Source organism: Photobacterium sp. GB-56, from assembly GCF_003026105.1.
In the GTDB taxonomy this organism is placed as follows: Bacteria; Pseudomonadota; Gammaproteobacteria; order Enterobacterales; family Vibrionaceae; genus Photobacterium.
The window spans coordinates 1-25,882 of sequence record NZ_PYNW01000005.1 but is presented as its reverse complement, the minus strand read 5'-3'; the positions used below and the strand labels follow the sequence as shown (position 1 = coordinate 25,882).

The 25,882-nt window shown below is 39.3% G+C and carries 30 protein-coding genes; 18 read left to right on the top strand and 12 right to left on the bottom strand.

The annotated features are described in order from the left end of the window. Positions 1-505 precede the first annotated feature (505 nt). Positions 506-826, top strand: coding sequence for a hypothetical protein (locus C9J42_RS08330; RefSeq protein WP_107301892.1), 321 nt, complete (start codon positions 506-508; stop codon positions 824-826). Positions 827-882: 56 nt separating this feature from the next. Here the strand turns inward: C9J42_RS08330 and C9J42_RS08325 are convergent, their stop codons facing one another. Then, positions 883-1,545, bottom strand: a complete 663-nt coding sequence (locus tag C9J42_RS08325) for a tellurite resistance TerB family protein (protein ID WP_107247291.1) — start codon at positions 1,543-1,545, stop codon at positions 883-885. Positions 1,546-1,770: 225 nt separating this feature from the next. Then, on the bottom strand, positions 1,771-2,097 hold the full coding sequence (locus C9J42_RS08320; RefSeq protein WP_107206924.1) for a peptidylprolyl isomerase: 327 nt from the start codon (positions 2,095-2,097) through the stop codon (positions 1,771-1,773). Positions 2,098-2,449: 352 nt separating this feature from the next. Here C9J42_RS08320 and C9J42_RS08315 point away from each other — a divergent pair, with 352 nt between their 5' ends. From C9J42_RS08315 to C9J42_RS08305, 3 genes are read left to right on the top strand one after another with little or no spacing between them, the layout of a single operon-like run. Then, positions 2,450-2,692 carry a PepSY domain-containing protein gene (locus tag C9J42_RS08315; RefSeq protein WP_233217632.1) on the top strand — a complete coding sequence of 81 codons (243 nt, stop codon included), beginning with the start codon at positions 2,450-2,452 and terminating at the stop codon, positions 2,690-2,692. Continuing rightward, positions 2,689-3,348, top strand: coding sequence for a response regulator transcription factor (locus C9J42_RS08310; RefSeq protein ID WP_107206922.1), 660 nt, complete (start codon positions 2,689-2,691; stop codon positions 3,346-3,348). Before C9J42_RS08315 ends, C9J42_RS08310 begins: the two co-directional genes overlap by 4 nt. After that, positions 3,338-4,675 carry a sensor histidine kinase gene (locus C9J42_RS08305; protein ID WP_107206921.1) on the top strand — a complete coding sequence of 446 codons (1,338 nt, stop codon included), beginning with the start codon at positions 3,338-3,340 and terminating at the stop codon, positions 4,673-4,675. Before C9J42_RS08310 ends, C9J42_RS08305 begins: the two co-directional genes overlap by 11 nt. A gap of 92 nt (positions 4,676-4,767) precedes the next feature. Here C9J42_RS08305 and C9J42_RS08300 read toward each other — a convergent pair whose 3' ends face one another. Next, positions 4,768-5,061 carry a hypothetical protein gene (locus C9J42_RS08300; RefSeq protein ID WP_107247290.1) on the bottom strand — a complete coding sequence of 98 codons (294 nt, stop codon included), beginning with the start codon at positions 5,059-5,061 and terminating at the stop codon, positions 4,768-4,770. Positions 5,062-5,306: 245 nt separating this feature from the next. Here C9J42_RS08300 and ltaE point away from each other — a divergent pair, with 245 nt between their 5' ends. From ltaE to C9J42_RS08270, 6 genes are all read left to right on the top strand, one after another. Next, the gene (gene ltaE, locus C9J42_RS08295) at positions 5,307-6,314 is read left to right on the top strand and encodes a low-specificity L-threonine aldolase (RefSeq protein WP_107301891.1); all 1,008 of its coding nucleotides are present in this window, start codon (positions 5,307-5,309) and stop codon (positions 6,312-6,314) included. Positions 6,315-6,592: 278 nt separating this feature from the next. Beyond that, positions 6,593-7,435, top strand: a complete 843-nt coding sequence (locus tag C9J42_RS08290) for an ABC transporter ATP-binding protein (RefSeq protein WP_107287914.1) — start codon at positions 6,593-6,595, stop codon at positions 7,433-7,435. After that, positions 7,435-8,397 carry an ABC transporter ATP-binding protein gene (locus tag C9J42_RS08285; RefSeq protein ID WP_107247288.1) on the top strand — a complete coding sequence of 321 codons (963 nt, stop codon included), beginning with the start codon at positions 7,435-7,437 and terminating at the stop codon, positions 8,395-8,397. The genes C9J42_RS08290 and C9J42_RS08285 overlap by 1 nt, the downstream gene beginning before the upstream one ends. After that, positions 8,394-8,855, top strand: a complete 462-nt coding sequence (locus C9J42_RS08280) for a hypothetical protein (protein ID WP_107206916.1) — start codon at positions 8,394-8,396, stop codon at positions 8,853-8,855. The genes C9J42_RS08285 and C9J42_RS08280 overlap by 4 nt, the downstream gene beginning before the upstream one ends. 212 nt (positions 8,856-9,067) lie before the next feature. Then, positions 9,068-9,619 carry a DUF2975 domain-containing protein gene (locus C9J42_RS08275; RefSeq protein ID WP_107206915.1) on the top strand — a complete coding sequence of 184 codons (552 nt, stop codon included), beginning with the start codon at positions 9,068-9,070 and terminating at the stop codon, positions 9,617-9,619. A gap of 9 nt (positions 9,620-9,628) precedes the next feature. Next, the gene (locus C9J42_RS08270; protein ID WP_005364730.1) at positions 9,629-9,847 is read left to right on the top strand and encodes a helix-turn-helix transcriptional regulator; all 219 of its coding nucleotides are present in this window, start codon (positions 9,629-9,631) and stop codon (positions 9,845-9,847) included. A 66-nt stretch (positions 9,848-9,913) separates the two neighbouring features. Here the strand turns inward: C9J42_RS08270 and sgrR are convergent, their stop codons facing one another. Beyond that, a complete protein-coding gene (gene sgrR, locus C9J42_RS08265; protein WP_107301890.1) occupies positions 9,914-11,611 on the bottom strand; it encodes an HTH-type transcriptional regulator SgrR in 1,698 nt (565 codons plus the stop codon). A 330-nt stretch (positions 11,612-11,941) separates the two neighbouring features. On the opposite strand from sgrR, the gene C9J42_RS08260 reads away from it, so the two are divergent. Then, positions 11,942-12,808, top strand: a complete 867-nt coding sequence (locus C9J42_RS08260) for a DUF2974 domain-containing protein (protein ID WP_107206913.1) — start codon at positions 11,942-11,944, stop codon at positions 12,806-12,808. Positions 12,809-12,820: 12 nt separating this feature from the next. Here C9J42_RS08260 and C9J42_RS08255 read toward each other — a convergent pair whose 3' ends face one another. Beyond that, positions 12,821-13,369 carry a flavodoxin family protein gene (locus C9J42_RS08255; protein WP_107206912.1) on the bottom strand — a complete coding sequence of 183 codons (549 nt, stop codon included), beginning with the start codon at positions 13,367-13,369 and terminating at the stop codon, positions 12,821-12,823. A 169-nt stretch (positions 13,370-13,538) separates the two neighbouring features. On the opposite strand from C9J42_RS08255, the gene C9J42_RS08250 reads away from it, so the two are divergent. Both C9J42_RS08250 and C9J42_RS08245 read left to right on the top strand, forming a co-directional pair. Beyond that, the gene (locus C9J42_RS08250; RefSeq protein ID WP_107206911.1) at positions 13,539-14,042 is read left to right on the top strand and encodes a cyclin-dependent kinase inhibitor 3 family protein; all 504 of its coding nucleotides are present in this window, start codon (positions 13,539-13,541) and stop codon (positions 14,040-14,042) included. A gap of 268 nt (positions 14,043-14,310) precedes the next feature. Beyond that, complete coding sequence (locus tag C9J42_RS08245) at positions 14,311-14,613, top strand: hypothetical protein (protein ID WP_233217807.1); 303 nt, start codon at positions 14,311-14,313, stop codon at positions 14,611-14,613. Between the two features lie 106 nt (positions 14,614-14,719). On the opposite strand, the gene C9J42_RS08240 is transcribed toward C9J42_RS08245, so the two are convergent. Further along, the gene (locus C9J42_RS08240) at positions 14,720-15,742 is read right to left on the bottom strand and encodes a methylenetetrahydrofolate reductase (protein ID WP_107206910.1); all 1,023 of its coding nucleotides are present in this window, start codon (positions 15,740-15,742) and stop codon (positions 14,720-14,722) included. Positions 15,743-15,991: 249 nt separating this feature from the next. After that, entirely contained in the window at positions 15,992-16,309 is a 318-nt protein-coding gene (gene cutA / locus C9J42_RS08235; protein ID WP_107301889.1) for a divalent-cation tolerance protein CutA, read from the bottom strand. Between the two features lie 199 nt (positions 16,310-16,508). Between cutA and C9J42_RS08230 the strand changes: the two genes are divergently transcribed. Both C9J42_RS08230 and C9J42_RS08225 read left to right on the top strand, forming a co-directional pair. Beyond that, complete coding sequence (locus C9J42_RS08230) at positions 16,509-18,629, top strand: bifunctional UDP-sugar hydrolase/5'-nucleotidase (protein WP_107301888.1); 2,121 nt, start codon at positions 16,509-16,511, stop codon at positions 18,627-18,629. Positions 18,630-18,705: 76 nt separating this feature from the next. After that, the gene (locus tag C9J42_RS08225; protein ID WP_107247306.1) at positions 18,706-19,875 is read left to right on the top strand and encodes a YibE/F family protein; all 1,170 of its coding nucleotides are present in this window, start codon (positions 18,706-18,708) and stop codon (positions 19,873-19,875) included. Here C9J42_RS08225 and C9J42_RS08220 read toward each other — a convergent pair. The 3 genes from C9J42_RS08220 to C9J42_RS08210 all read right to left on the bottom strand — a co-directional run bounded on the left by C9J42_RS08220 (position 19,853) and on the right by C9J42_RS08210 (position 21,785). Next, positions 19,853-20,299, bottom strand: a complete 447-nt coding sequence (locus C9J42_RS08220; RefSeq protein WP_107291315.1) for a GNAT family N-acetyltransferase — start codon at positions 20,297-20,299, stop codon at positions 19,853-19,855. The genes C9J42_RS08225 and C9J42_RS08220 overlap by 23 nt on opposite strands. A gap of 98 nt (positions 20,300-20,397) precedes the next feature. Then, entirely contained in the window at positions 20,398-20,874 is a 477-nt protein-coding gene (locus tag C9J42_RS08215; protein WP_107261360.1) for a DUF3291 domain-containing protein, read from the bottom strand. Between the two features lie 305 nt (positions 20,875-21,179). Beyond that, the gene (locus C9J42_RS08210) at positions 21,180-21,785 is read right to left on the bottom strand and encodes a glutathione S-transferase family protein (RefSeq protein WP_107206904.1); all 606 of its coding nucleotides are present in this window, start codon (positions 21,783-21,785) and stop codon (positions 21,180-21,182) included. Positions 21,786-21,981: 196 nt separating this feature from the next. Between C9J42_RS08210 and C9J42_RS08205 the strand changes: the two genes are divergently transcribed. From C9J42_RS08205 to C9J42_RS08195, 3 genes are all read left to right on the top strand, one after another. Beyond that, a complete protein-coding gene (locus C9J42_RS08205) occupies positions 21,982-22,845 on the top strand; it encodes a LysR family transcriptional regulator (protein WP_107206903.1) in 864 nt (287 codons plus the stop codon). Between the two features lie 163 nt (positions 22,846-23,008). Further along, positions 23,009-23,695, top strand: a complete 687-nt coding sequence (locus C9J42_RS08200; RefSeq protein WP_107206902.1) for a hypothetical protein — start codon at positions 23,009-23,011, stop codon at positions 23,693-23,695. A gap of 258 nt (positions 23,696-23,953) precedes the next feature. Then, positions 23,954-24,586 (top strand): SDR family NAD(P)-dependent oxidoreductase, encoded by a 633-nt coding sequence (locus tag C9J42_RS08195; protein ID WP_107301887.1) that lies wholly within the window; start codon positions 23,954-23,956, stop codon positions 24,584-24,586. A 116-nt stretch (positions 24,587-24,702) separates the two neighbouring features. Here C9J42_RS08195 and C9J42_RS08190 read toward each other — a convergent pair whose 3' ends face one another. Continuing rightward, entirely contained in the window at positions 24,703-25,089 is a 387-nt protein-coding gene (locus tag C9J42_RS08190; RefSeq protein WP_107247280.1) for a lysozyme inhibitor LprI family protein, read from the bottom strand. A 306-nt stretch (positions 25,090-25,395) separates the two neighbouring features. Further along, a complete protein-coding gene (locus tag C9J42_RS08185) occupies positions 25,396-25,611 on the bottom strand; it encodes a DUF3955 domain-containing protein (RefSeq protein ID WP_107301886.1) in 216 nt (71 codons plus the stop codon). Positions 25,612-25,882: the final 271 nt, after the last annotated feature.

The window sequence follows — 25,882 nt, the reverse complement described above, 5'->3', positions numbered from 1 at the left end:
CACTCTCATCAATAACTGGAATAATTTAACAACTAGGCAACAATTTCGCTTAGGAGTACATTATGTTTCATTTAAAGAAAGTGATCTTCTCTGTATTGTTCCATTTCTATCAGTTTTTCAGACTTAGTTTTCCGCTATGGCTAATGATTTCATCACTTGGTGTCAGTCTTGGCTTAATATTACTTCTTTCTGGTGATAATCATTTTCAACAAGGGATTAGTACCATAACCAGTTTCAGTCTCATCACTATCTATCTGATAATACTAAAATACTTCTATTCAAAATTATTAAATTGGAGTGATACTCGCTCTTCTAAAGAGATAGTTGTATCGCTTAAGCAATAATGCATTTAGTTCATCGCTTAAAATACTCACAATTTCAACCACTATGGCATTGGTTACGGTTTGATTAAGGGTATTGCTATAATATACTCATAACGAATTATAATGGTTTTGCTTGTCGCTTTTGTAATCACAGCAAGATTGAATATATAACTGAGTATATTATGAATAAATATTTACCCTTTATTGGCTTAACTTTATTGATTTCAGGTTGTGCGACACAGACTGTACCGCAATCAGAACCACAAGTGATCACAAAAATCGTAAAACAAAATACGGCGCCAGTAGAAAAAAAAGGATATGACGATGGTTGTAAAAATGCGATGGAAGCGCAGTTTTTACCATCCAAAGAAATAGTAAATAGCTACGATACCGTAAATAGAGCAGCTTACCTAAAAGGCTGGGAAAAAGGTTATAAACAGTGTGTTATTGGTTTAGGTCCAGTCAGAATCAATAGTTCTATGCCAGCGGGTCAAACAAAATAATATTGACAATCAGGGGCTATATTTAATTAGCCCCTATCTTAGCTGTGTTAAATCAATCACGACATAACATTTGCTTGTTCTTCTATTCGCTGAACTAAGCCTACTGGCAGTTTTAATGCTTGGGCTAATGCGTCAAGATAAGCACGCTCTAAGAAATGATCGACATCAATAGCCAATAATGTAACTAAATAAACTTCAGAAGCTTGCTCTAAGCCACTAACTTGCGCCGCAATGACTTGGGGATCTAACGGTGCATTTAGCCAACGAACAATCACAGTTTCAACATCATGGCTGATCCCATTTTCAATCATCCATTGTGCTATCGCTGTTTTTTCTTGCTCGTCAATATGACCATCAGCTTTTGCTGCAAAAATCATAGCTTGAACTAACAAGTCTTGGTTTGTTCTTAATTGGGTATTTGGGGAAATCGCTTGCTGTGAGTCCATTGCCGTATTAGAAGCATGTGATGACTCTTGCGACCATTTCTTATAAGCCTGATAAGCGACCGTGCCAATCACAGCAGTACCACCAACTAAGGCAGCTTTACCACCATATTTTTTGGCTAATTTACGACTTTTCTTATTGCCTAATAATGCACCAACAACCCCACCGGCTGTCGCTCCTTTTAATAAATCAGAGGTACTTGAACTAGATGTGGTTTTTCCCTTATCCATATAATTACTAGCTTGATTTATTAGCTGATCGAATAAACCTTTCATCGTCATTCTCCATAAAAAGGGCATATATTAATACTATGGAAAAACAGATTAATTAAATAGCTTTAAAGCGTAAATCAATGTAAATTAGCCACTTTATTCACATAGACAATTGAATAATAACAACCAATAGATACCATTAATAATATTATTATGTATCTATTAAGCATAAAAAAACGCTCTAAAATAAGAGCGTTAATATAAATTCAATCTGGTTCAATAAATAGATTAAACGGTATAAAGAACTTTAATCACATGCCAACCAAACTTAGTCTTTACAGGTTCTGGAATTAATCCGCGTAAGTTATTATTTTTCTTTTTTAACGCTTCACTGGTACTGATTGCTTTACCAGAAAAGACCGCTTTATCAAACTGCGGCACCATTGCACCTTTACGGAACTCACCAAGATCTCCCCCTTTTTTACCCGACGGGCACGTTGAGTGTTTCTTAGCAAGATCTTGAAACTTTGCACCCTTTTTAAGCTGTTCTAGAATATCATCAGCCAATTCTTTGTGTTTCACTAAAATATGAAGTGCGTGTGCGCTAGAAGCCATCGTGGGTTACCTATTTCATTACTTTTTATTGCGCAATTTTGCGATAAATGCCGTAAACTAGCAAGCTATTCACTAAATTTGAATAAAATTTAAAAACACCATTCATGCAATACTTATTCTACTATAACGGGATCATAATTTTCGAATAAAAGCTTAAAAATTTAACGACTTATGAGCATTACACACGTTATCATAGTCGTCTCATTCACTTTCCATTCATGGTTGTTACGTTACAATTATAAATATGAAAATACGTCATAGATATTTATATATAGTCGGGCTTCTCGGATCGTTGACTTTCTGTGCATTAGCAACGCCGATAACCCACGATGAAGAGCATCACGATGATGTAATGACAGCTGTCGAGAAAGGATTAATCAAGCCTTATTCAGCCCTTCAACATAAAGTCTCTCAACAGTTATCAGCACGTATAATTAAAGTAGAGCTCAACGAAGACAATGGTGAGTGGATCTATGAACTAAAGCTTATTGATAATCAAAACAATATAATAAAAGTTGAATATCAAGCTCAATCTTTACAAATGTTAAATATCAAAGGACGACATTTAGAAAATGTCATCAGGGCTCCAAAATGAAAATTCTTGTCGTAGAAGACGAAGTAACTTTAGGCGAACAAATTATCGCTGGTTTAGAACAAAGCGGTTGGGTGGCAGAGCTTTCTTGTGATGGTATTGATGCCCTCTATCGTGCAACATCAGAACCTTGGGATGCTATTGTTTTAGATTTGGGTCTTCCTAAACTTGATGGTATTACCGTATTAAAAGGTATTCGTGAAGAAAATGTAAACTGCCCTGTCGTTATTTTAAGTGCACGTAATGAACTCACACAACGTGTCGATGGCTTAAATGCAGGCGCTGATGATTATCTAACCAAACCCTTTCAGATGGTGGAATTAGTCGCTCGTGTTAGAGCGCAACTTCGCCGTTCTACAGGTAATGCCTCTCCTGTTATTCAAGCTGGTAATTTAAGCCTTGATACACGTACTTCCAAGGTGACTTGGGAAGGCCAACTCATTGATCTTACAGCACTTGAATTCAAAGTGTTATCTTATCTTATGCATAACACTGATAAGGTTATTTCACGTACAGAATTAGTGGAACATATCTATAAGCAAGATTTTGATCGTGATTCCAACACAATTGAAGTCTTCATTGGTCGTATACGTCGAAAGATTGGCAATGATGTAATAAAAACAGTTCGCGGTCTTGGATATCGGATTAATGCGAATTAATATGCGGAAAAAAGGCCAGCCAAGTATTCGTAATCGCCTATTAAGCGCTTCTGCAATATGGCTATTAGCGATCACACTCACGGCTGGTTATCTTGTGCCAAGCTTTATTAAAAGCTACCTTATTGACCAAGAAAAAACCCAGCTTTATTTATACCTTGATCAAATTACAGCGCTTGTCGATATTGATGCGCATGGTCGTGTATTTCTTGATGGTCGATTATCAAACCCGCGATTTAACTCCCCTTATAGCGGTTTGTATTGGTCACTCAAACTCAACAAACAACATCTACGTTCACGCTCGTTATGGGACACCACCATTTCAGGGAATAGTGAAGAGGGTTTTGAAGGTCCTAATAAACAATCCTTAATCGTGGTTAAACGTAAATTCCTACTGCCTGATAGTGATTATCCAGTAGAACTATCCGTTGCCGTCAATCAGGATCGATTACTCAAGACCTTGCAACAACTAACGCGAGGTTTATGGTTAATTTTAACCATTATGGCAATTGGTATTCTCACACTTACCACGCTACAAGTCAGCTGGTCACTGTGGCCTCTACGTAAATTGCGTCGAAATTTAAAGCTAGTGCGAGAAGGACATTCTACAGAACTAACTGGATTATATCCTGTTGAAATACAACCGGTTATTGATGATTTAAATGCCTTACTCTTCCACTATCAAGAGCTACTATTACGTGCACGTAATCATTCAGGGAATTTATCTCACGCACTTAAAACACCCATCGCTATTTTGAATAATGAAGTCGCGTTACTCGATGAACCAACAAAAGCCAAGCTAGTACCCGCTCTCCAGCAGTTACAACAGCACATCGATTATCATTTAGGTCGTGCTCGTATGGCTGGCGCTGTGAATATCCTAGCGGCAAAAACCGCCGTTTCTAGTCGAGTGGATGCGATCTCCTTAGCCATGGATAAAGTCTACGCAAATCGAGAGCTGATCTTAGTTAACGAGCTTGATAGCAGTGTGATGGTTGCAGTAGAAAGCCGTGATCTTGATGAAATGATCGGTAACTTAATCGAAAACAGCTATAAATGGGCTAACTCTTTGATTCGCGTCTACCAAGAGTCGAACCAATCAGGTCAAATTACCCTTGTCATTGAAGATGACGGCATTGGTATTGCAGAAGAAAAATGCAAGCAAGTACTTCACCGTGGAGTGCGGTTAGATGAAAATACCCCTGGAACAGGGCTTGGATTAAACATCGTGAATGAACTAGCGCATAGCTATCGTGGTGATTTAATTTTAAGCAAAAGCCAGCGCGGCGGTTTGAAAGCAAGCCTCATTTTACCTAAACCTAGAAACTGAAAAAACCCTGCTAGTTACTAGCAGGGTTAAACACACTCATATCGCAAAATCACAAATTGCCCCACCAAACCATTCAACAAGATTGATGATAGTTATAAATCACGCATTAAGATTTCATAATCTTCTTGCGCCGATTCAATAAGGTGTTCGAGCTCTTTCGCGTCTTGGTTTCTAAGATCTAGTTGCCAATTGACTTTTGATTCAACTCGGCAGACTAATAATGTTTTTGTTCCGGTCCTGCTAAACCATAATTGCGAGAATTCAGCCTCTTGCTCTGCATTATCCTCAAGAATATTAACGCGTAACTTACCCGTTGGGATTACGCTAATATGAGCATGCCGCTGAACTTTACCAAGTAAGGTAAAATCACGTTGTTCCACTAACATCACATCATCCTCCTAGTGTGGCCGTACTCAGAGTCTCTTCAATAATTGCATAATAAACAACCAACTATTAAAGTGTAGATGCTTTACAAAATATGTTTTATGGGAATGCCATATTAATATAACTATCAAATATTCTGTTTTAAACATAGTGTCATCATATGCTTAATAACAAGGATCTACGACTATAGAAACCAAATAGTACACAGTGATATAGTGAATAAAACAGAATAGGAAGTTGATAATAAATGATAGATTTTCGTTCAGATACGGTAACTCGCCCTTCTCCCGCAATGCGTCAAGCGATGTCCCAAGCACTTGTGGGTGACGATGTTTATAGCGACGATCCAACCGTTAATGATTTAGAGCTTTTTGCAGCGAAACGCCATGGATTTGAAGCCGCGCTTTTTTGTAGTTCTGGCACTCAAGCTAATTTACTGGCATTAATGGCACACTGTGAACGTGGAGATGAATATTTATGTGGTCAACAGGCACATAATTATAAATTCGAAGGTGGCGGTGCAGCCGTTTTAGGTTCGATCCAACCTCAACCAATAGAAAATGCCGATGATGGCACACTTCCTTTCGAAAAATTGATAGCAGCAATTAAACCAGACGATCCTCATTTTGCCCGCACAACACTTTTAAGCCTCGAGAACACCATCAATGGTAAAGTGTTACCGCTCTCCTACCTTCAACAAGCGCGTGAATTTGTTGAACAACATAACCTAAAACTTCACCTTGATGGCGCGCGTGTTTATAACGCAGCCACCGCACTCAATGTCGATATTACAGAAATTGTTCAATATTTTGATTCTTTCACCATTTGTTTATCAAAAGGTTTAGGTGCGCCAATTGGGTCACTATTACTGGGTGATAAAGCACTAATAGCCAGAGCCCGTCGCTGGCGTAAGGTTCTTGGTGGCGGCATGCGCCAAGCAGGAATCATTGCCGCTGCGGGTAAAATTGCACTGACTGAAAACACAGGTCGTTTAGTCGATGACCATTCCAATGCTAAATACTTAGCGGAACAATTAAATACAGTGAATGGTTTTGAAGTAAACACGAGTCACGTACAAACAAATATCTTATTTGCAAAAGTCGATAGTAAGATAGATCAAACCCAATTGGCGACCACATTAAAAGCACAAAACATTTTGATCTCAACTGGAAACCCATTGCGATTTGTCACTCATTTAGACATTACAAAAGACGATATTGATATTTTTATCTCTGCATTAAAAGCCGCTGTTTGATCTTTCACCTCCCCCCCACACAACATTACAATGTGATCTTGTGTGGGCTTTTCTTTTTTATCTCTGTTATTGCTGCCATATGGAATCTTTTCACAAATAATAATTACCCTTGTGGTATATATTTTTGCGACACTCAACTTTTACATGATTTTTTGATACCTGCCTCACTTTCTTTAACTTGAACCTTTGCAACCCTCTTCTTGCTCCTTTAATTTGTTTAAATATTAATGATAATCACTTTCATTATCATGTAGTTTTATTTTTGCAGGGAGAGCATCATGGAACAAGCGTTTCATTCAGACCCAATACTGAAAGTACGTGATCTCGAAGTCACCTACATTACAGACAATGGCGACTTTAAAGCCGTAAAATCAGTAAATTTTGATATAGGTAAAAGTGAAATATTCGGCTTAGCGGGTGAGTCGGGATGTGGTAAAAGTACTATCGCTTTTGCTATTAATCGCTTACACAAGCCGCCAGCACTTATCACAAAAGGCAGTATTGAATACAACGGTACAAACCTTATCACATTAACTGAACAACAAATGGGCGTTGTTCGCTGGAAAGACATTGCAATGGTATTCCAAAGTGCAATGAACTCATTAAATCCCGTACTCCCTATTCAAGAGCAATTTGCTGATGTAATGCGCCACCACCTTGGCTACAACAATGAACAAGCAAAAGAACGTGCCGAAAAGCTGTTAGATCTGGTTAATATCCCTCGCGAGCGTTTATCTGAATATCCGCACCAATTTAGTGGTGGTATGCGTCAAAGGCTCGTTATTGCGATAGCGCTATGCCTCAACCCAAAACTCATTGTTATGGACGAACCAACCACGGCGCTTGATGTTGTTGTTCAACGTGAGATTTTGCAGCAAATATATCAACTACGTAAAGAATTCGATTTCTCTGTGTTATTTATTACTCACGATCTTGCGCTTATGAGTCAACTTTGTGATCGCATTGCCGTGATGCGATACGGTGAAATTGTTGAAGTCAATCAAGCACGTGAAATACGTAACAATCCTCAACACCCATACACCCAAAAGTTATGGGCATCATTCCCTAACATTCATGAAGACGCCCCACACGTTTCTATCTCAGCAGAGGAAATATCGTAATGGAACAACCAATTATTGAATTAAATAATGTGGTGAAAGAGTTCACTGCTGGCGGTGGTTTTGGTTCGACTGAAATCTTTCGTGCTCTCGATAATATCAGCTTTAAGCTCTATAAGGGGCGCACTTTAGCGCTCGTTGGCGAATCCGGCTGTGGTAAAAGTACCTGTGCAAAGCTCATTACTAAAGTTCACGGCGTAACGGAAGGTGAAATTTTATTTAAAGGCGATAATGTCGATACTATTCGTAAACGTAAAGATGTATTGAATTATCGCGGTAAAGTCCAAATGGTATTCCAAGACCCTTTTGGATCGTTAAATCCCACTCATACTATTCGCCATCACCTTACTCGCCCACTGTTAATTCATAAACAAGTGAAGGGTAAAGACGCAATAGAGCAGCGTTTAAATGAACTAATGGAATTGGTTGAGTTACCGATTGAAGATCTTGATAAATACCCCCATCAGCTCAGTGGTGGTCAACGTCAACGTGTGAACCTAGCGCGCGCAATTGGTGTGGGTGCTGAAATCATCCTCGCCGATGAACCCACCTCAATGCTTGATGTTTCTATTCGATTAGGTGTGTTGAACCTAATGAAAGAGATGAAAGATAAAATTGGTATTGGCTTTTTATACATTACGCATGACTTAGCTACTGCACATTATATCGCAGAAGAAACCGCTGTAATGTACCGTGGCCGTATTGTTGAATGGGGAGACACTCGCTCTATTTTACGTAGCCCACAGCATCCTTATACTAAATTATTAATCTCTGCAGTGCCCGATCCTGATCTACCCTTTAATAAACTCGTGGATTCAGAACCTGATTATTCACAGAGCGCCGATAAGATCCGTGCAATAAGTTTGAAGTCTGTTTCAGGACATCGCCAAGTTGCTGACAATCACTTTGTAGCAAACTGGGATGAATCAGAAGTCAACGCACTTAAAGAGGAAAAAATCGCATGATGACACTTCACTGCTGGTTAGAATCAGTTAAAGGGTGGTACCAACCCAACCATAACCATGATTTTTCAGAGTTGGTTACTCTCATTCAGCAAACGCCTAGCAGCATGATGGATGAATTAGACAATGAGACTGGCAGTGAAGCTCTAGCCTACTGGCTAGATGCGTGTTTTCGCTTAACTAAATATTATCAACATCAAGGCTATAACGAGCAGGCATTTGGTTACATTCAACTTTCTTATGCCAAACTTCAAGCCGTGGTATGTGATGCCAGTTATAGCGCAGAACTAAAGCGTTGGAGCTTAAAAAAGCTAGATCGAATCATTGTTGCTATGGTGGAGTTTTGCCAACATCAAACCGATCCTCAATGGCAGCAAGAAAGTGTCCAACTCATTAACCTACATGTCGCTTTTATGGAATCACAGCAGCATTTGAATTTAAAATATTCGGCAAAAAATTAAATCCCATCCGGAACCTAAAAACGAGTATATATTCACTTTCCACCTAGAAAAGTGAATATTGCTCTTTTTTTCTTTATCTATCAAAACATTACAGTCAACAATACTTTTTAACCACAAATATTTAAACAAAAAATTATCGTAAAACGATAATTTTTTATTGCTTATCTCTAGTTTAGTCTCTATCCTTGCCTCATCAACTTAAGAGGTAATACATGTCTAATATCCAAAAGCAAAGTAAAAGAGCTCGTTTACTGTTTCAACTATTTTTCGTTTTAACACCTATATTAGTTTGCTATTTTTGGCTAACCATTGATACGCCATATGCCTATTTAACGAACACTGGAATAGTACAAACATCGTATGATGATTTACACAACATTACTCAAGTGCCATTAACACTCACAACAAGACTCATCGCAACGTTAGCTAGCCTCATTTATTGCTCAATTATCATGTATGCTTTAACAAAGTTAATTAAACTCTTCCGTAATTATGAAAATAACAATATCTTTACCTTAGAAAATGCAACTATTTATCAAAAACTTGGCTATAGCATATTTTATTGGGTCGGTGGCTCAATATTCTATCAACCAATTATGACACTCATACTTAGCTTCAATAATCCACCAGGACAGAGAATGATCGCTATTAGTTTTTTGGGTATAGATTTTATCACCATTATTATGGGACTAATCGTATTGATAATTTCATGGGTAATGAAAGAAGCTTATATTCTTGCGGATGAACAAAACTTAACCATTTAAGAGCCGACGATGACAATACGTATTAACTTAGATGTCATGATGGCTAAACGCAAAATGCGATTAAAAGCATTGGCTCAAGCTATGGAGATGACAGAGGCAAACTTATCTATTCTTAAAAACGGTAAAGCGAAGGCAGTACGCTTTTCAACCTTAGATAAGTTATGTGAATTACTTGAATGCCAACCTGGTGATATTCTCGAATTTGAAGAAAATCACAACGATAATTAATCTAAATACAGTAGGCGTTATTTAACGCCTACTTCTGATTTTCACTTCAAAACTTAATGACATGACTTAGTGTCTTGGTTTTACCCACACCGATTTAAAATCAAACCAACCTAATTGATTAGACGACATCCCTTCTAATTCACCGTTACCATCAACACCTAACCACGTATGGAATAAGGGTAATACTTGACCACAATTGACCAATAAATTCTGGATCTCTTCTAATGGAAATTCAGGGGTAATATTCATCCGCCAATTATCAATAAGAGTATCAAGCTGCGTGAATGCTTGAGGTGGCATAGCGCGTTCAATTTGCTCAAAGTTATATAACCATGGCAATATCGCATCGGCTCGATCACTCCCAAGACTCATGCCATTTAACCAGAGATCTATTTTGTCGGCTTGTTTGCCTTGCATTATCTCTTCAAAAGCAATTTCAATCACTTTAAGCGTAATACCGTCTTTCGCTAATATTTCAGCTATCAATTCAGCAATATAAGGATAAATAGGATGCTCTTGTTGATAGGCCAGTGTCACAGAGCGTTTCGTCGTTGGCACAATAATATCGTGTGAGTAATCTGTTGTACAAACCCATCCTGGTAATAAGCCATAAGCATTAATCACCTTAAAGTTAGAGACTTTGTTAAGATCTAAATGACGCATAATACTCAAGCTGTTTAGACGAGATTGAAAATAATCTAACCAAACCTTTTGTTGTGCTAAGCCTTTATTTTTATTTAATAATAAATAATTACAGCCTTGATCTAAGCTTAACTTATTAGATACGGTTGCACTTTGTGTCTGCGCTAACTCTAGTGATGGCTTTAAATAACAAGCAGAAAAACCCGTTAAAATCCAAATTTCCACTACGTCTGTTAAGGCACGAAAACCAAAATACATATCAAATGCTTCAAGTTTTAAACGCTGCTTATCATTAATCGTGACTTTATAAGGCCCCGTACCAACCGGAAATGTGGTTGCATCAGAGCGACGATGATAACTTGCAGGCTGAATAACAGCACTGATATTCGCGAGCAAAGCAGGAAGGTGAAGATCATCCCGTTTTAAATACACATCTATCGTATTAGCAAAGGGAGAAATAACATCATCAATATGCTTAAACAACGCTTGCTGTTTCACTTCCTTAAACGTTTGAATAATATCATCACTTTCAAGTAACCGCCCATCATGAAAACGGATTGCAGGACGAATATGAAAACGCCAATGCCTTACCGAAATCATTTCCCACGCATGAGCAATGTCAGGTTCAACTTCCCCTTTTTCCTCATTAAATTGGGTTAAGCCACTGAAAATTTGTCTAACAAGGTGTTGTTCAGAGCGGCGAAGTGGCTTGAAAGGATTAAGATTACCAAAGCTTCGGTAATAAGGTAGTCGCACAATTTGCCTGCCATGAACATGCGAAATACCCAGTTGTTCATGGATCAATTGCACCAGTTTTTCAGCATTATTATCTAGCACAGACAAGGCTGTTTCTAGTTTGCCATCCGTCACTAACTTACGCGCTTGCATAAATTGTAACTCACTGTCAGTGCTATTAAATATTAAGCGTGATTGCTTTCCGCGCCCAACGGCAGGTTGCCAATCGATCCAGCCTTTATCGACCATCTTATTGATGACCATGCGAACATTACGACGCGTACAAAATAAAACTTCTGAAATATCATGAAGATTAGTCTCAGTATTCCTACCTGAGAAATGGTTGTACAGACGCTGGAATTGCAATTTTAATCGTTGACCGCTCATAAAGAGGAAACCTTTTTTCCTATATTGTTCTCTTTTAACTTCCTCATTTTAGCGTAAAAATACAACAGTCGATATGAAAACAGGTTTTGCTCTGCTTACAGTGTGATACCTATTGAAATATTGATGAGTCTACAAAGCCATTTGTAGCTTAATGAACATTAACTTAGGCTCTTTCCCCCAAAAGAGTTTATTTACCCTGAGTGCTCATTAATTTAAGTCCGACCTAATACAGAACGTGTTAGGTTGGACTTTCTCTGTATTCTTTTATTGTCATTAGATTGATAAATACCGTGTTTATGCTGGTGATAAGTTAACTAAAAAAAGAATACGATGAATAAACTAAAACGCTATCAATATGAACAATATGCGATTTTATGTCAGCTGGCTTACCCTGATGATTTTGATCATACCCAATATGGTTTTTTACCTGAAGGCAGAGAAGAAATTGTCGATCGCTGGGGACGCACTATTATTCGTATTTTATGGGGCGAGAGTAAAGAAGTCGTCTTAGTCTTTAAAGGGTCGCAAAACATATGGGATTGGCTACTCAACCTTGCATGTTTCCCGAAAAAAATCGAATCACAACCTAAGCCATATTACGTTCATTGGGGTTATCATTATCTAATACATCAAAAAAGCATAAAACGTAACTATGCTTTTCATCAATGCCATCCAGATTTAAGCGATAGCCAAAAGCTCGATATCTTTCAAGCATCATATTTAACCTCACACCGCAATCAATCGAACTACAACGAAATCATTAAACAGATCCAAGCCGTAATAAAACCCTTAATTGAATCCGGTAAGCACATTAGCTTAACTGGTCACTCGTCTGGTGGTGCAATGGCGGTACTCAGTGCTGACTACTTACACCAATATTATCCAAATGCAATAAAGCGTGTAGTCACTTTTGGGCAGCCAGCAACAGGATTTTGGAGTTTTAAAAAACACTACCCATTGCATCAACAAACCTACCGTATCTGTTGTGATCTAGATATTGTCACCTTTCTGCCCGCGATTCCTTTTATGCATTGGCACGTTGGGCAAATGCTCTGGTTGCACAACGGTAAAATATATCAAAACATTCCCACCATCATACGATTATCACGATCAATAATAAGTTGGATCATGCGCCCTTTTAGTTATCACTTCATGCAAAAGTATATTCGTAATAAAGACTTTTTTGATAAGCGCTGATCCAACGTCAAGTTACTGAATAAAATTATAGATACGACGTGCTAAGTATTTTGCCGTATTTATATCTTTAGCATCAGGTTTACCGTCCTCAGAGGTAGCAACAACACCAGCCTGACATCCTAAGCGGTTTACTCCCAATGCGTTGAAATTTGAAGGGCTATCTATTCCCATCCAAATCATGCCATGTTGCGATGCTAATATTTGGAAATACCGTAGCGTTTCAGTTTGATCGCCATTCGGTGAGCCACCAGAAGTTATTCCTGCTGCTATTTTTCCTGATAATCTCTGATCGCACCATTGATCACTTGTCGCATCAGCAAAAGCTTTAAATTGTGCCGCGACAGATCCCATATAAGTTGGAGAGGCAAAAATAATCGCTTGGCAGTGCTGAAGTTTTTCCATTATTTCATGATTAACAAATCGCCCTTCTATAATTTCTGTTCCCGTTATCTTATGCATAATAATCTCTACAGGATCTGATACTAACTCGTCACAACAAGCCTCGACTAAAGCTTCTGTGATGCCTGTATTCGAGAAATAAACAATACCTATCGCTTTCATTAAAACGTCCTTATTCAGTTCATAAATCTCAACATAGGATAAAACCTCAAGTAAACCTGAGGTCAAACATTAATGAGATTTTTTAAATCAATACATATGAATTATCATATGTGTCATAATTACCGTGTATAACTATTTAGAAATGGAAAAGACGATAAGGATATACCGCATGACACATCCAACATGGGAATTACCAATAAGCAATAAATCAGCAGGATTGGTACTAACCCCTTGTCCAGGAACAAAAGGCACGCCATTAGTTGACAGCATTGATCAACTGAAAGCACAAGGTGTCACAATTGTTGTCACAGCATTAAGCATCAAAGAAATGGAAGCAAAGAAAGTGGGTCTGTTACCACTGGTTGTTCAGCAAGTCGGGCTTCAATGGTTCAATACCCCAATAAAAGATGATTGTGCCCCAGATGAAAGCTTTCAACCGCATTGGGATGCAATCTCCCCTGCATTACACCAAGCATTAGATAACGGGGAAAAAGTCGCGCTACATTGTATGGGTGGCTCAGGCCGGACTGGTTTACTTGCAGCCCACTTATTATTAGAAAAAAACTGGCAATTAGAAGACATCATTAGCCAAGTTCAAGCATTAAGACCCAATGCTTTCACTAAAGAAGTGCAAGCTGAATATATTCGTGATATTGCTCTTATTAATAAGTAAAGACACCTTTTAATGGCACAGTAACGGAAGCAGAGATCATCTCTGTTTTCGTTTACTCGTTGTTTAACGTATCAGTTTCTCTTTTTACCGTTGTGTCGCATTAATCAAAGACGCAAGATCAGAATTATTCCTGATTTTTATCTGTCTCAGCTTCTCTCACACAATCACACTATAATTACATCACTATTAGCAAATATAAGCCTAGCCACTATTAATACTTCATATAGCTTAATAACGTTACCGCTTTCAAACTAGCGAAAAGGAATACATGGTGAGATCGATATTATTAGCAACATTACTCTTGTTTTCTCTCCCGTCATGGAGTGCTAGTTACTGTCTAAAAACAACCTTAGGTGACTATGTATGCCCGCCGCCTTTTGGTCATATCTACGCAGATAAACTCGGCAACCCACTATGTGGTAAAGGGCAATGCATCAAAGACCGACAAGATAACTACCAGTGTTCCAAACAAGATGGTGGCTTTGCGATAAAAAACGACCTTGGTGATATTTTATGTACCGGAGGCTGCGAACCCGCCTCAGAAAAAAATTGCCAAATACCTAAACCTTAACGCTACTCTCTCCAAAGAGAATTGAAAAAGAAACAGATACAAAAATGGCTACCGCTCTTTCAAGTCGGTAGCCATTTTTATTAGCAATCTTTGTTACTAGAACACGTTAAGCAGATGCGAGTTTATTCGCGCGAGCTTTACGCTTTAACAAACGGAATTCATGCTTTGCTAAGTGGCTATCCATTGAAGAACGTAGCAACTTGTAAAGTAAGATAGAACCGTCAATTTCTTCTTTACGGTTAGTTAAGCTTTCAATGTTTAAGCCCAGTGGTAAGTCATACTCCACTACCGCATCCAAGATCTGATTTAAGCTGTTACAGCACATCTTAATCGACTCATGCAGTGGGTTTTCCGCATTCAAAATACGCAAACTTGTTGCTTCAGGAACGCTTACACCTAGCCACTCAATAAACTCTAACGTTTTTGCACTACCACAAGGTGAGAAGGTTAAGATAATACGCTGCGGTTTTAAGCCTTGCTCTTTACACTCAATCGCGTAACGAGTCAGAATATCAATCGTCGCCTGAGTATCGTAAATCGCTTGAGAAATAAAGAAGTTACAACCTTGCTTATACTTTTCAATTAAACGTTCATGCTCATTACCTTTCTTAGCATGACGCTCAGCAATCATAATGCCGCCGGTAAAAAAGTCATTACGGTTTTCAGCCAGCGTTTGATATGCCGTAGATAATGGCAGTGAAACATCATTTTTCGCCGATGGGCTACCCACTAATACCATGTCACGTACACGGTATTCATCCCACGCTTCATTTAGCCACTCATCAAACGCTTCCGTTTCTGACTGCACCACACTCTTGTAAGTGATCACAGGACGGTCGGTTTTCTTATTCAAAAGTGATGAGTAATGACGAGGATCATGGGTCGATTTAAAAGGGAACGGACGCGGCTTATTGGTACGTGATGCTTCATCTTGAATATCGTAAACAATCAAACCATCAATCGCGAGATCACGAATACGATCAACTAAACGATCAGCAATGCCTTCAACATCTTCAATCGGTGTACTGGTTTTTGGTGGGGTTGTACCAATAAAATAAACACCGCGTGTGATGTCGTTATAACGGACACGCAGTTCAGATTCAGGGGTGGGTTGATATTGATCCGACATAAATGCTCACTTCCATGTTGTCACAGTGTATTACCCAATAGATAACACCTGCTTAATTTTTATAAAGCCGTAGCAATGTCTTTTGCCACGGTTTATCTCATCCTTGTGTGTTGCCTTACCTTACCGTTCTCTTTTAAGGTGAAAATTTATGTTATTTATCAAATTAGCAACACAATATATGCTTTAGTTTTACCTAAACCCAATAGATAAATCAAAGAAAAGTCACTGTTTTTAACTTACTGGGTTAAATTAGCGACATTCTTTGTCTATCCATGAAAGATAATCACCAAAACCATTTGTTATCGGTAGTTGAATGATTTCAGGGGTTTCATAATCATGAAGCGCAACAATCGTGGCTTTAACCTCTTCAAACAATGATGTTTTGGTTTTAATGAACACCTGCTGCTCTTGATCGCAATTCACTTCACCTTGCCAATGATAATAAGACTGAATAGGCATCACCTGTACACACGCAGCTAAACGTTGGCTAATCAGCTCATTGATAATAGTTTTCCCTACCTTGGGATCTGAAAACGTTGTTAAAACAACACAATATTGACCAGTCATGCTTATTTCACCCTTATTAATATTTTCATCTTAAAAGCTCAAATTATTCAGAATAAGAATTTACAGGCAAAGTCCCATTCTTTGTATCAATGACAGAAGCATCATATAACGCTGACACAACGCTTACATTCGCTCCCTATTATCGCGCCGTTTCTCCCCTACCAAGAAACTATCTTTTATTCGTTAAGGAACTCGAATAGTGCGCAAATTTAAAATTCTATCATTAAGCCTAGCTGTCTCTATTGCCCTTGTTGGCTGTAATGATGACCACCACCATGATGACAACAATAAAGTGATTGATGGACAAACACTGACCCACACTCCAGAAGTCGTGAGTAAAGGTGATCAGCAAGTAAACAAACAAACCATCACATTGGCTGCAACGTCTGACTTACACGGTCGCCTTCGCGGCTATGACTATGCCATTGATACTGAAGACAAACACGCAGGTTTAACCCGTATTGCTACTATCTTAGAGCAACAACGCCTTTTAGATCCTAACCTTATTCTGTTAGATATCGGTGATACGGTACAAGGCAATTCAGCACAGCTATTTAATGATATGGAAACGCATCCAATGATCGAAGCGTTACAATATCTTAATTACGACTTATGGGTGCCCGGTAACCACGAATTTAACTTTGATCGCTCATTCCTTGACCGTAACTTAGAAAACTTTGATGGCGCGGTAATTTCTAGCAACATCAAATGGGAATCAAATAACGCAAACTATCTGCGTGGCTTCCAGATTTATAACGTTAACGGCTGTAAAGTAGCGGTTATTGGTTTAACCCCTTCTTATGTCCCTAACTGGGAAGCATCAGCACCCGAGCATTTCAAAGGCTTAAAGTTTGAAGACGAGCTAAATGCAACACGTGCTGTCGTTGATGATGTTATTGCTCGCCACCAGCCAGATATTATTGTTGGTGCGCTGCACTTAGGTCGAACCGATCAAGGTGTGGGCGTATACAACATTGCCGCAGAGCTGGCTGACAAGTTTGATGTGATCATGGCAGGACACGAACACGCAACTTACATTGAAACCGTGAAAAAAGGCGATCCTACCGGTAACGACATCAGTGTGAAAAGTGGCCTAGTTGAAGACAAAGCAAAATCAGGTAAATACGACGACAGTAATCGCCAAGGTTCAGTAAAAATCATTGAACCGGGTAAATGGGGTTCAGATTTAGCCATGGCGAAAATTGACGTTGAAAAAGATGCGTCAGGTAAATGGAAAATCGTTGATACCACCCTTTCTAACCTTGATACCAAAGAGATCGCAGAAAATCAGAACATGGTTGATGAATACCAAGATATTCATGATCGTTCTGTAGAAGATGCTCGTGAAACTTTGGGTAAAGTAGACGGTGACTTTGTTAACGGTGGCGGTGCTGATGAAGCAACAAACGATGACTACTTTGTTGATGACTTAGGTACGCGACTATACAGCACCATTCACAAAGCAAAAGTACAAGACAGCGCACTGATTGACTTAATTCAGTTCATTGAGCGTGAAAAATCAGGGGCGACAATTTCTGCTGCTGCGTTATTTAGCGACACTTCTAACCTACGTGATGGTCAAGACTACCAACGTAAAGACTCCGCAAACCTGTACAAATACGATAACGCACTCATTGGCGTAAACATCACAGGTGCACACCTTAAAGAGTACATGGAGTGGTCATACAACTACTTCAATACTTACAAAGAAGGTGATTTAACCGTTTCATTTAATCCAGAAGTTCAAGCGTATAACTACGACTTATTCGATGGTGCCATTGAATACACCGTTGATCTTACAAAGCCTGCAGGTGAACGTGTTGACATCACCCTAGTTGACGGCAAAGCGTTTGATCCAAATGCAACATACAAACTAGCATTAAACTCATACCGCTTTGGTACCCAAGGGGTCACTAATGGTTGGTTCACGAAAGATGATGTGTTCTACGATTCAAGTGATGCAACGGTTCCAGCAATCCGAGATATGATCACCGCTTACGTAACAGAGCATAACGGTATTAGCATCAACGATGAGCACCTAAACACCACGAATAACTGGCAAATTAAGCAGTTAGCACCGAACGGTGAAATCACAAAGAACCGTGCTAATAGCGATATCTGGGAACAGTTTACTCATCAACAACTGTGTATTCATATCAACCCAGATAACGTGAAATACCCAAGTATTAGTCATGCGCTAAACATGAACGATCCAACCAGTTATTTCGAAAACAAAGCCTATAAAGCAGACGGCAGTGCAACGAAAGAAGCACTCAACCTTGGCTGTAGCTGGACGGTTGATCCAAATAACAAAATTTAATCGTTTATAGCTTTCAACACCCTAAGCGGTAGAGACCCTCTACCGCTTTTTATCTATGACTATCTCTGTAGGCCACATGTTTCAAAAATACGTTTTCCCGATCATGATTTTTGCGCTCTCAACAGCTATTTTTCTTTACTCCCCTTTGTTGAGCCAATCTTTCCATCCAAATAAAACACAATCTCAGCATTTCGTCTCCGCAAAAGTGGAAAACATCATCGATGAAAATGTCTTTGAAGATGATTTAGCGCCTGGGATATATCGCGGTACACAACACCTAAAAATCAAAGTACTTGAAGGTGAGCATGCCAATGAAACCGTTGAAATCAATAACCCATTAAGTCGTCAACATAACGTGTTATTGGATAAAGGATCAGAATTCATATTGATGATCCGCGAAACCATTCACGGCAGCCATTTTTGGGCGTTTAACCACCAGCGTACTACTCCCATCTACACCATGGCACTGGTCTTTATTGGGCTTATTTTATTGTTTGGTGGACGCGCAGGCTTAAACGCTGTGATTTCACTGTATTTCACTGCCGCACTGATCATTGGCGTATTAATTCCAGCCATATTTGACGGAATAAACCCAGCCTTGGTCACTATCGAATTAATGGCAATAAAAATTGTCGTTAATTTCATCCTAGTTTCTGGTTATAACAAGAAAAGTCTGTGTGCGATATTAGGCACCTTAGTTGGCGTTATCATGGCGGGTATTTTTGCTCAAACCTTTGGCGAATGGGCACACCTATCAGGTATTTACTTAGATAAAGGTGAGGATGTCATTTACCTTGCCACAGAAAATCCTATTCAAGTGCGTTGGCTGATGTTTGTTACCATTATGATTGCCGCGCTAGGCGCCGTGATGGACGTTGCCATTTCAATTGCTTCATCGTATCAAGAGCTACAACAAGCCAATCCTAAACTCACTCCCAAGCAATTGATGCTTGCCAGCATGAACATAGGCAAAGACATCATGGGAACCATGACAAACACGTTAATTTTAGCGTTTGCAGGTAGCTCGCTCACCACCATCATGATGGTCTGGGGTCTTTCAATGCCTGTTGAACAGTTTATGAATACCCCAGTGATCGCGTTAAGCATTATTCACGGTTTAGCAGGCAGTATCGGTATTGTGCTTACCATTCCATTTACAGCCTTTATTGCTAGTAAAATCTTTAACCATCAAACTAATGAAAAACCAGAAATCAACGCTAACGTTAACAATGCTTTAGATAAGTAAAAAACTCAGTGTCTTTTTCGTAGTGATTTTTTTCATATAAGTTCTGCGCTTTTAAATTATCGATAGCAGTACTTAACATAATGAAAGAGGCCTGAGTTTCTTTCGCTAACTGATCAGCGCGATCAAGCAGCAACTGCGCAACACCATGTTGGCGAGCAGGTTCGGTTACAAACAGATCATAAAGTAACCAAGTGCGATTCATTTCAAGCGAGCAAAACAGCGGATATAATTGAGTAAAACCAACATATTGCCCTTGTTCATCAACCACAAAGTAGATAACCGACTCTTTATTTCCTAAGCGTTGTTGCAGGTATTGAAGTGGGTTTTTCTCGCTATAATCTACTTCATAAAACGTCAGATATGCCTCATACAAAGGCGTAACGTGAGTTAAATCATCAAGGGTGGCTTCTTTAACAGTAAACATGACATACACCTTTTTTGGCTTAGATTGTTCTACCATTAATACCAATCATAGCCGCCAACTAACAAACAAACTGAGATTGAATTTTTAATACCCGCCACTCATCGATTACTTATAATCAGCTCATCCAGCAACAATAAGTCATCTGGCGTAAAACGGGATTTAAATGAAAAGGCATAAGGCGTTTCGCCATGTTCACGCAAATGCTCAAGTCGCGACACAGCGTGTTGTGGCGTGGGGATCTCATCATCTTCAACCCACCATAAAACATAATTAGCTTCCGTTAAGCCATGGAACCATTCACTTTTACGGCGCATAAAATCTTTATGATGCGTGCGGAACATAAAGTTTTTAAGATCATCCACCGAGTGCCAAATCGACATATTGACGATGATAGAAGGATCATCAAATAGCTGAATATTCGTCGCATCACCAGATTCATCTTTTAAGCGCCATACAAAGCCATCACAGCTTTCAGCTATCGCATTCACCTTATCTAAGTTATCAACAAAGTCTTTAATCTCAGGTGCATCTAATGGGTATTTTGCCTTTGCGATATTGAATTGTGCCAGCTTCATGATTCGTCATTCTCCTTTTTCAAAAAAGTCGGATAATAAACTACGCTCATATTTGATAATGCGATCTATTGCTTTGCAAATTTATTCCTTCCATACGGTTCATAAGCAGCGAGGCTCTTAGAACTACAAAAGCTAAGGCAGTGTTATTCGACCCTCAGATGGAAGAAAATAGCCGTGATGTTTTCCGCTGATCTTTTCCAATAAAGGCAACCACTTGCGTCGATGAAATTCAAATACACCTCTTTATCCGGTCAATAACGTATCTGACATAACAAGTGACATACCTTTATCCCTCTAATTACACATTACACCGCTTCTTTCAGATCGACACTGGCATGTAACTGCCCGACCGCTTTTAACCAACGCTTAATGTGTGGGTAGTCGCGTAAATCATAACCACCGTCATCAGCTACATGGGTGTAAGCATATAATGCAAAATCCGCTATCGTGACATTGTCACCTACCAAGAAGTTTGATTTCGACAATTGCTGCTCCATCACATCGAGGGCTTTATAGCCTTTTGCATGTAACGCTTCATACTGTTCAACTCTGTCTGCTGGCATACCCAAATAAACTTGAATGTAACGTGCTACCGCAATATAAGGTTCATGCGAATACTGCTCGAAGAACAACCATTGATAGACTTTAGCTTTGAGAAAACTGTCTTGGGGTAAATATTCAGAGCCTTCTGCGAAATAACTCAAAATCGCATTCGACTCATACAGCACTCGGCCATCATCCAACACCACAACAGGGATTTTTCCATTAGGATTCAACGCTAAAAATTCAGGCGTATGGGTTTCGTTCTCCAAAATATTAATATGCTGCCACTGATGCTCAATCCCTAGCAGTGACAAAATCAACTTCACTTTCAAACAATTTCCCGACTGTAAATCGCCATAAACAACCATAACCACTCCTTGTATTGTCTGGGTTTGAACTGAAAGCACTTTTCCGCCCTCATTGATAAAGTTAACTGTAATCAGCAAAGCACGATTCGACTATCGTAAAATACGAATACCAACTATCAATAATATTGAAGTATTTACCGCTTGTTATGGAAGTGATTTAACGCTATGTTTTTATTGCTAAATAGAGGGATATCATATGGATATTGATGCATTAAGAAGCTTTTTAGCTTTCGTAGAAACTGGCAGTTTCACCCGCGTAGCCAAGCAAAGCTTTCGATCTCAATCTGCCATAAGCATGCAGATGAAAAAGCTTGAAGATGAACTCAATACTCAGCTATTTACTAAAGATGGTCGAATGCTGGTATTAACAGAAGATGGGCAACGCTTAGCAACGCATGCCACCCAAATTATCGCAACCCACGATGAAGCCTTGCTAGAACTTAAAAACAAGTTACCGCAACAAACCATCCACCTTGGTTGTCCTGATGATTATGCGGAGTCTATCTTGCCCTACATTGTGGCTTTACTCCGTGAAGAACACCCACACATTAGCCTGCAAATCACCTGTGCGCCAAGCGTATATTTAAAAGGTTTACTTGACAGTAATCGACTTGATCTTGCTATTGTTACCCGTTCACCTACCTCACAAGAAGGCTATTTTCTCCAAACCGACAAAGGTATATGGGTTGGCTCGCCACATCACGACATTGTTAACCTGCAACCCTTACCAATTGTATTATTCCAACGCGACTGTAAATTCCACGATGCCGCCATTGAAGGCTTCATAAAACGTAACCGCCATTATCAGCTCGTCAGTTGTTGCAGCAGTGCAACAGCAAACAAAGGCTTAGTAAGACAAGGCTTGGCAATTTCTGCGATGGCGAAATGCAGCATGCCGAATGATCTGATCGAGCTAACCGCCCCGCACCTGCCTAGCTTACCTGTGGTTGATATAGTGTTATCACTGCCGAGTAAGCCACACCTTTTACTTTCACCTGAAAGTATCAACCGCATGATTGATCGCTACCAGTGTGAACAATTTGCGACAGAAAAGTGCTAAATACCGAGTGCCTATTACATAAGAAACGATGATCTTTAATTGAATAACAGTATTACTTTCAAGACAATCAAATCAAAAAGCTTTAGCTAATCTCAAAAGTACGATTACTTAGATACTGACTTTTTTGTTGGGATCTTTCATACATAAACAATAGGAATATGCTATGAAAAAATGGAGTCTTTTAGCTTTGGCATCGGCTTTATTGCTGGGGTGTGGTTCTAATGATGCTGAAGATGCGATTGTAGAAACCGTTGGGCTAAATATCGATAGCTTATCGAGCCAACAAAAACAAAATTATGCCCAGATCTCAACTGACATTAATACATTGATTATTTATATTGGTGGCCAATGTTTGACGGCTGAATCAAACAAAAATCCTAGCCTGACGCTGACAGGCTTTACCTGTAACATCGCCGATCATAAAGACGCAGTAAGCCAAACTCAGTTTTCTAGCATTTCGTTGATCAGTGGCGTGCTTGATATTACCCGTTCTAGCGAAACCGACTTCAAAATTCAAACCAAAGATAACGTCAAGTTTCATGCTGCTAGCATTAGCGATGGCACATTAAATTATCGCCTTGTTGATGATAACGCGATTCACTTTATTGTAAATGAAACAGGATCAGATAGCGCATCGTTCAGAGGCTTCTTCCGTGACGATAAAACCGTAGATGTCACCTATTGGACGGCAGAATCTTTAGGTACCACCCCATTTGATTATGATGAAGATACCAATAGCCAACATAGCTGGCTGGCAAACGGCACAGCGAAAATTACAGGGAAAGACGATAAAACCTTTAACTGGGGAACCAGTGCCACTGGTGAGGTAGAGCTACCGCTAACAGAATAATATTGAGCGGCTAAGCCGAAAACTCAAACGCCCTGTTTGACAACAAAGAGAGTTAAACAAGCGCACTAAGCGACTTCTTGAAACAAAAGCCAGTATATAAATCAAAGTGTTGTCATCACTAAGATGGCAACGTTTTTTCATTTACGCAATTCTCTAAGTCGACTAATAACAAACAGATAATCAACCAAACTAATGACTCCACCATTAGAATAATGCAAACTATTATCATTACTGTTATTTGAGATGGATTTTTACGTAATGAATATTGCAATTTGGGGTGCTTCAACTGGATTAGGCGCAGCAATGGTAGATTACTTTTATGCTCAAGGTATGAACGTTATCGCCATTGCACGTAACCCGAATAACAATACCAAGCTTGCCGAGCACAACATACCGTCCCTTTGTTGTGATGCAACAGATAAACAACAAGTTGAAGCGGCGGTAGCAGCACTGCCCGACAACACCTTTAATATCTCGACAATGGGCAGTTTTCGCTCTGATACGCCTGTCGATTACATTGGCCACCGCTATTTAACAAATGCATTAGAACAAAGCACTTCACAACACTTATTGTTAATTACTTCACTGGGTTGTGGTGATAGTTGGCAATACCTTTCAGACCGTGCAAAAGCAGGGTTTGGCAGCGCAGTGCGTGAAAAAACACTCGCTGAAGCTTGGCTACAAAGCAGCAGTTTGAATTACACGATTCTACGACCTGGCGGACTGAAAGATGGTGAGCCAACCCAGCTAGGTGAGTTATCACAACATAAAGAAGTGCATGGCGCGATCACTCGGGGAGAAGTCGCCCGATTAAGCCATGAATTGCTGTTAAGAAATGATGCTAATGGTCAGATTTTCCAGTGTGTTGATCCAAGCATCGCCCCTTATTAACCACCACGTTATTAGCAAATAAGAACTAGAAAGAATAGATAAAAAAAGCCCGATTTAAAAAATCGGGCTTTTTTATAACATTATAGAAAGACGTTGCAGCCCCTTTCATGCTTACACTACCAACCCTCATTTAGCTCTTTCGTGCGCTGGATAGTTTCTGTAATTAGGCAGTCGTGTAAATCCTCTAACCCACCAGAGCCACTTTCACTATGATAAAACATGCCACACTTAGCATCTCTGTATTGAATCCATAATCGTTGGGTTTTTCTTAGATCTTCTTTACGAAAATCTTGGATTCTCGCCATGTATTGCTTATAAGCCGTATTGAGCAATTTATCCCTTTTCGATAATTCCTCGTTCATACATTTAACAACGGCTGGGCTATAGGCTCCTAACGTATCAATGCACTGATCAAACTCTTTACTGTAATCGGCAAACGCAGATTTAAAGAAGGTTGGCAAAATGAAAGCCGCAACCATTGGGTAATAAAACCGTTTTTTCATCATACATCCTTGTTCATCCCCATCACTAACCACAATCTTAACTAACTGAATATTAGTTAGTAAATGGATTTATCCAAAACAATACAAGCTACATATCTGGTATCACAATCACGACAATCGTGACAAAACAGCCAGTGACTAGTGAATGACTCGGCATTTGTCGTGATGTAGTGCTTACTTGTAGTATGGAAAATTATCGTTATTACCCGTTCGAGTCACGATAAGGTTTAAAACCTACTTCATTTGAATAGAAAAGATAATAAAAAGCGATGCCGTATAAATTACAGCGTCGCTTTTATTTGAGCCTTATACCTTACCTCGTTTTCTATGTTTTACGGCGGTATAAATTAAGCTCACCAATGCCAATAATTGAAACAGCCAAAACAGAGGAATAAAACCAAACGATTCGATTAACACGCCATTGTCATCGACATAAGAGCCTTTATAGGTGTAAACAGCCAGACATCCCCACCCGATAACGCTCAAAAGGATAGTGACTCTGTATCTATTTATTAATTTCATCTGAGGCTACCTTTAATATTCACTCAAGCGAAACCCACTTTGGATTGTGCATACCTTATTTAATCCACTTTAAAAAGTGTGCTAACTCAGTACCGAAATAATCATGTGTGAACACACTGTTCATGGAGATTGTCTAACTCATTTTTGTCGAGTAGACGACACTTGTTACCAAGTGCCGTCCCTCTAAGAACCGTACGTGCAACTTTCACTGCATACGGCTCAAGCCTCCACTAAGGCACCGATTGGCACCCAGCAACTTACAAAGCAGCGA

Bases quoted from the DNA above. Each gene is read 5' to 3' on its own strand.
- C9J42_RS08310 (WP_107206922.1), top strand. From the start codon at position 2,689: ATGAAAATTCTTGTCGTAGAAGACGAAGTAACTTTAGGCGAACAAATT.
- C9J42_RS08305 (WP_107206921.1), top strand. From the start codon at position 3,338: ATGCGAATTAATATGCGGAAAAAAGGCCAGCCAAGTATTCGTAATCGC.
- sgrR (WP_107301890.1), bottom strand. From the start codon at position 11,611: ATGAGCGGTCAACGATTAAAATTGCAATTCCAGCGTCTGTACAACCAT.
- C9J42_RS08275 (WP_107206915.1), top strand. From the start codon at position 9,068: ATGTCTAATATCCAAAAGCAAAGTAAAAGAGCTCGTTTACTGTTTCAA.
- C9J42_RS08225 (WP_107247306.1), top strand. From the start codon at position 18,706: ATGTTTCAAAAATACGTTTTCCCGATCATGATTTTTGCGCTCTCAACA.
- C9J42_RS08195 (WP_107301887.1), top strand. From the start codon at position 23,954: ATGAATATTGCAATTTGGGGTGCTTCAACTGGATTAGGCGCAGCAATG.
- C9J42_RS08245 (WP_233217807.1), top strand. From the start codon at position 14,311: ATGGTGAGATCGATATTATTAGCAACATTACTCTTGTTTTCTCTCCCG.
- C9J42_RS08215 (WP_107261360.1), bottom strand. From the start codon at position 20,874: ATGAAGCTGGCACAATTCAATATCGCAAAGGCAAAATACCCATTAGAT.
- C9J42_RS08220 (WP_107291315.1), bottom strand. From the start codon at position 20,299: ATGTTTACTGTTAAAGAAGCCACCCTTGATGATTTAACTCACGTTACG.
- C9J42_RS08250 (WP_107206911.1), top strand. From the start codon at position 13,539: ATGACACATCCAACATGGGAATTACCAATAAGCAATAAATCAGCAGGA.
- C9J42_RS08205 (WP_107206903.1), top strand. From the start codon at position 21,982: ATGGATATTGATGCATTAAGAAGCTTTTTAGCTTTCGTAGAAACTGGC.
- C9J42_RS08285 (WP_107247288.1), top strand. From the start codon at position 7,435: ATGGAACAACCAATTATTGAATTAAATAATGTGGTGAAAGAGTTCACT.
- C9J42_RS08200 (WP_107206902.1), top strand. From the start codon at position 23,009: ATGAAAAAATGGAGTCTTTTAGCTTTGGCATCGGCTTTATTGCTGGGG.
- cutA (WP_107301889.1), bottom strand. From the start codon at position 16,309: ATGACTGGTCAATATTGTGTTGTTTTAACAACGTTTTCAGATCCCAAG.
- C9J42_RS08185 (WP_107301886.1), bottom strand. From the start codon at position 25,611: ATGAAATTAATAAATAGATACAGAGTCACTATCCTTTTGAGCGTTATC.
- ltaE (WP_107301891.1), top strand. From the start codon at position 5,307: ATGATAGATTTTCGTTCAGATACGGTAACTCGCCCTTCTCCCGCAATG.
- C9J42_RS08290 (WP_107287914.1), top strand. From the start codon at position 6,593: ATGGAACAAGCGTTTCATTCAGACCCAATACTGAAAGTACGTGATCTC.
- C9J42_RS08325 (WP_107247291.1), bottom strand. From the start codon at position 1,545: ATGAAAGGTTTATTCGATCAGCTAATAAATCAAGCTAGTAATTATATG.
- C9J42_RS08315 (WP_233217632.1), top strand. From the start codon at position 2,450: ATGACAGCTGTCGAGAAAGGATTAATCAAGCCTTATTCAGCCCTTCAA.
- C9J42_RS08320 (WP_107206924.1), bottom strand. From the start codon at position 2,097: ATGGCTTCTAGCGCACACGCACTTCATATTTTAGTGAAACACAAAGAA.
- C9J42_RS08255 (WP_107206912.1), bottom strand. From the start codon at position 13,369: ATGAAAGCGATAGGTATTGTTTATTTCTCGAATACAGGCATCACAGAA.
- C9J42_RS08210 (WP_107206904.1), bottom strand. From the start codon at position 21,785: ATGGTTGTTTATGGCGATTTACAGTCGGGAAATTGTTTGAAAGTGAAG.
- C9J42_RS08270 (WP_005364730.1), top strand. From the start codon at position 9,629: ATGACAATACGTATTAACTTAGATGTCATGATGGCTAAACGCAAAATG.
- C9J42_RS08300 (WP_107247290.1), bottom strand. From the start codon at position 5,061: ATGTTAGTGGAACAACGTGATTTTACCTTACTTGGTAAAGTTCAGCGG.
- C9J42_RS08330 (WP_107301892.1), top strand. From the start codon at position 506: ATGAATAAATATTTACCCTTTATTGGCTTAACTTTATTGATTTCAGGT.
- C9J42_RS08190 (WP_107247280.1), bottom strand. From the start codon at position 25,089: ATGAAAAAACGGTTTTATTACCCAATGGTTGCGGCTTTCATTTTGCCA.
- C9J42_RS08280 (WP_107206916.1), top strand. From the start codon at position 8,394: ATGATGACACTTCACTGCTGGTTAGAATCAGTTAAAGGGTGGTACCAA.
- C9J42_RS08260 (WP_107206913.1), top strand. From the start codon at position 11,942: ATGAATAAACTAAAACGCTATCAATATGAACAATATGCGATTTTATGT.
- C9J42_RS08240 (WP_107206910.1), bottom strand. From the start codon at position 15,742: ATGTCGGATCAATATCAACCCACCCCTGAATCTGAACTGCGTGTCCGT.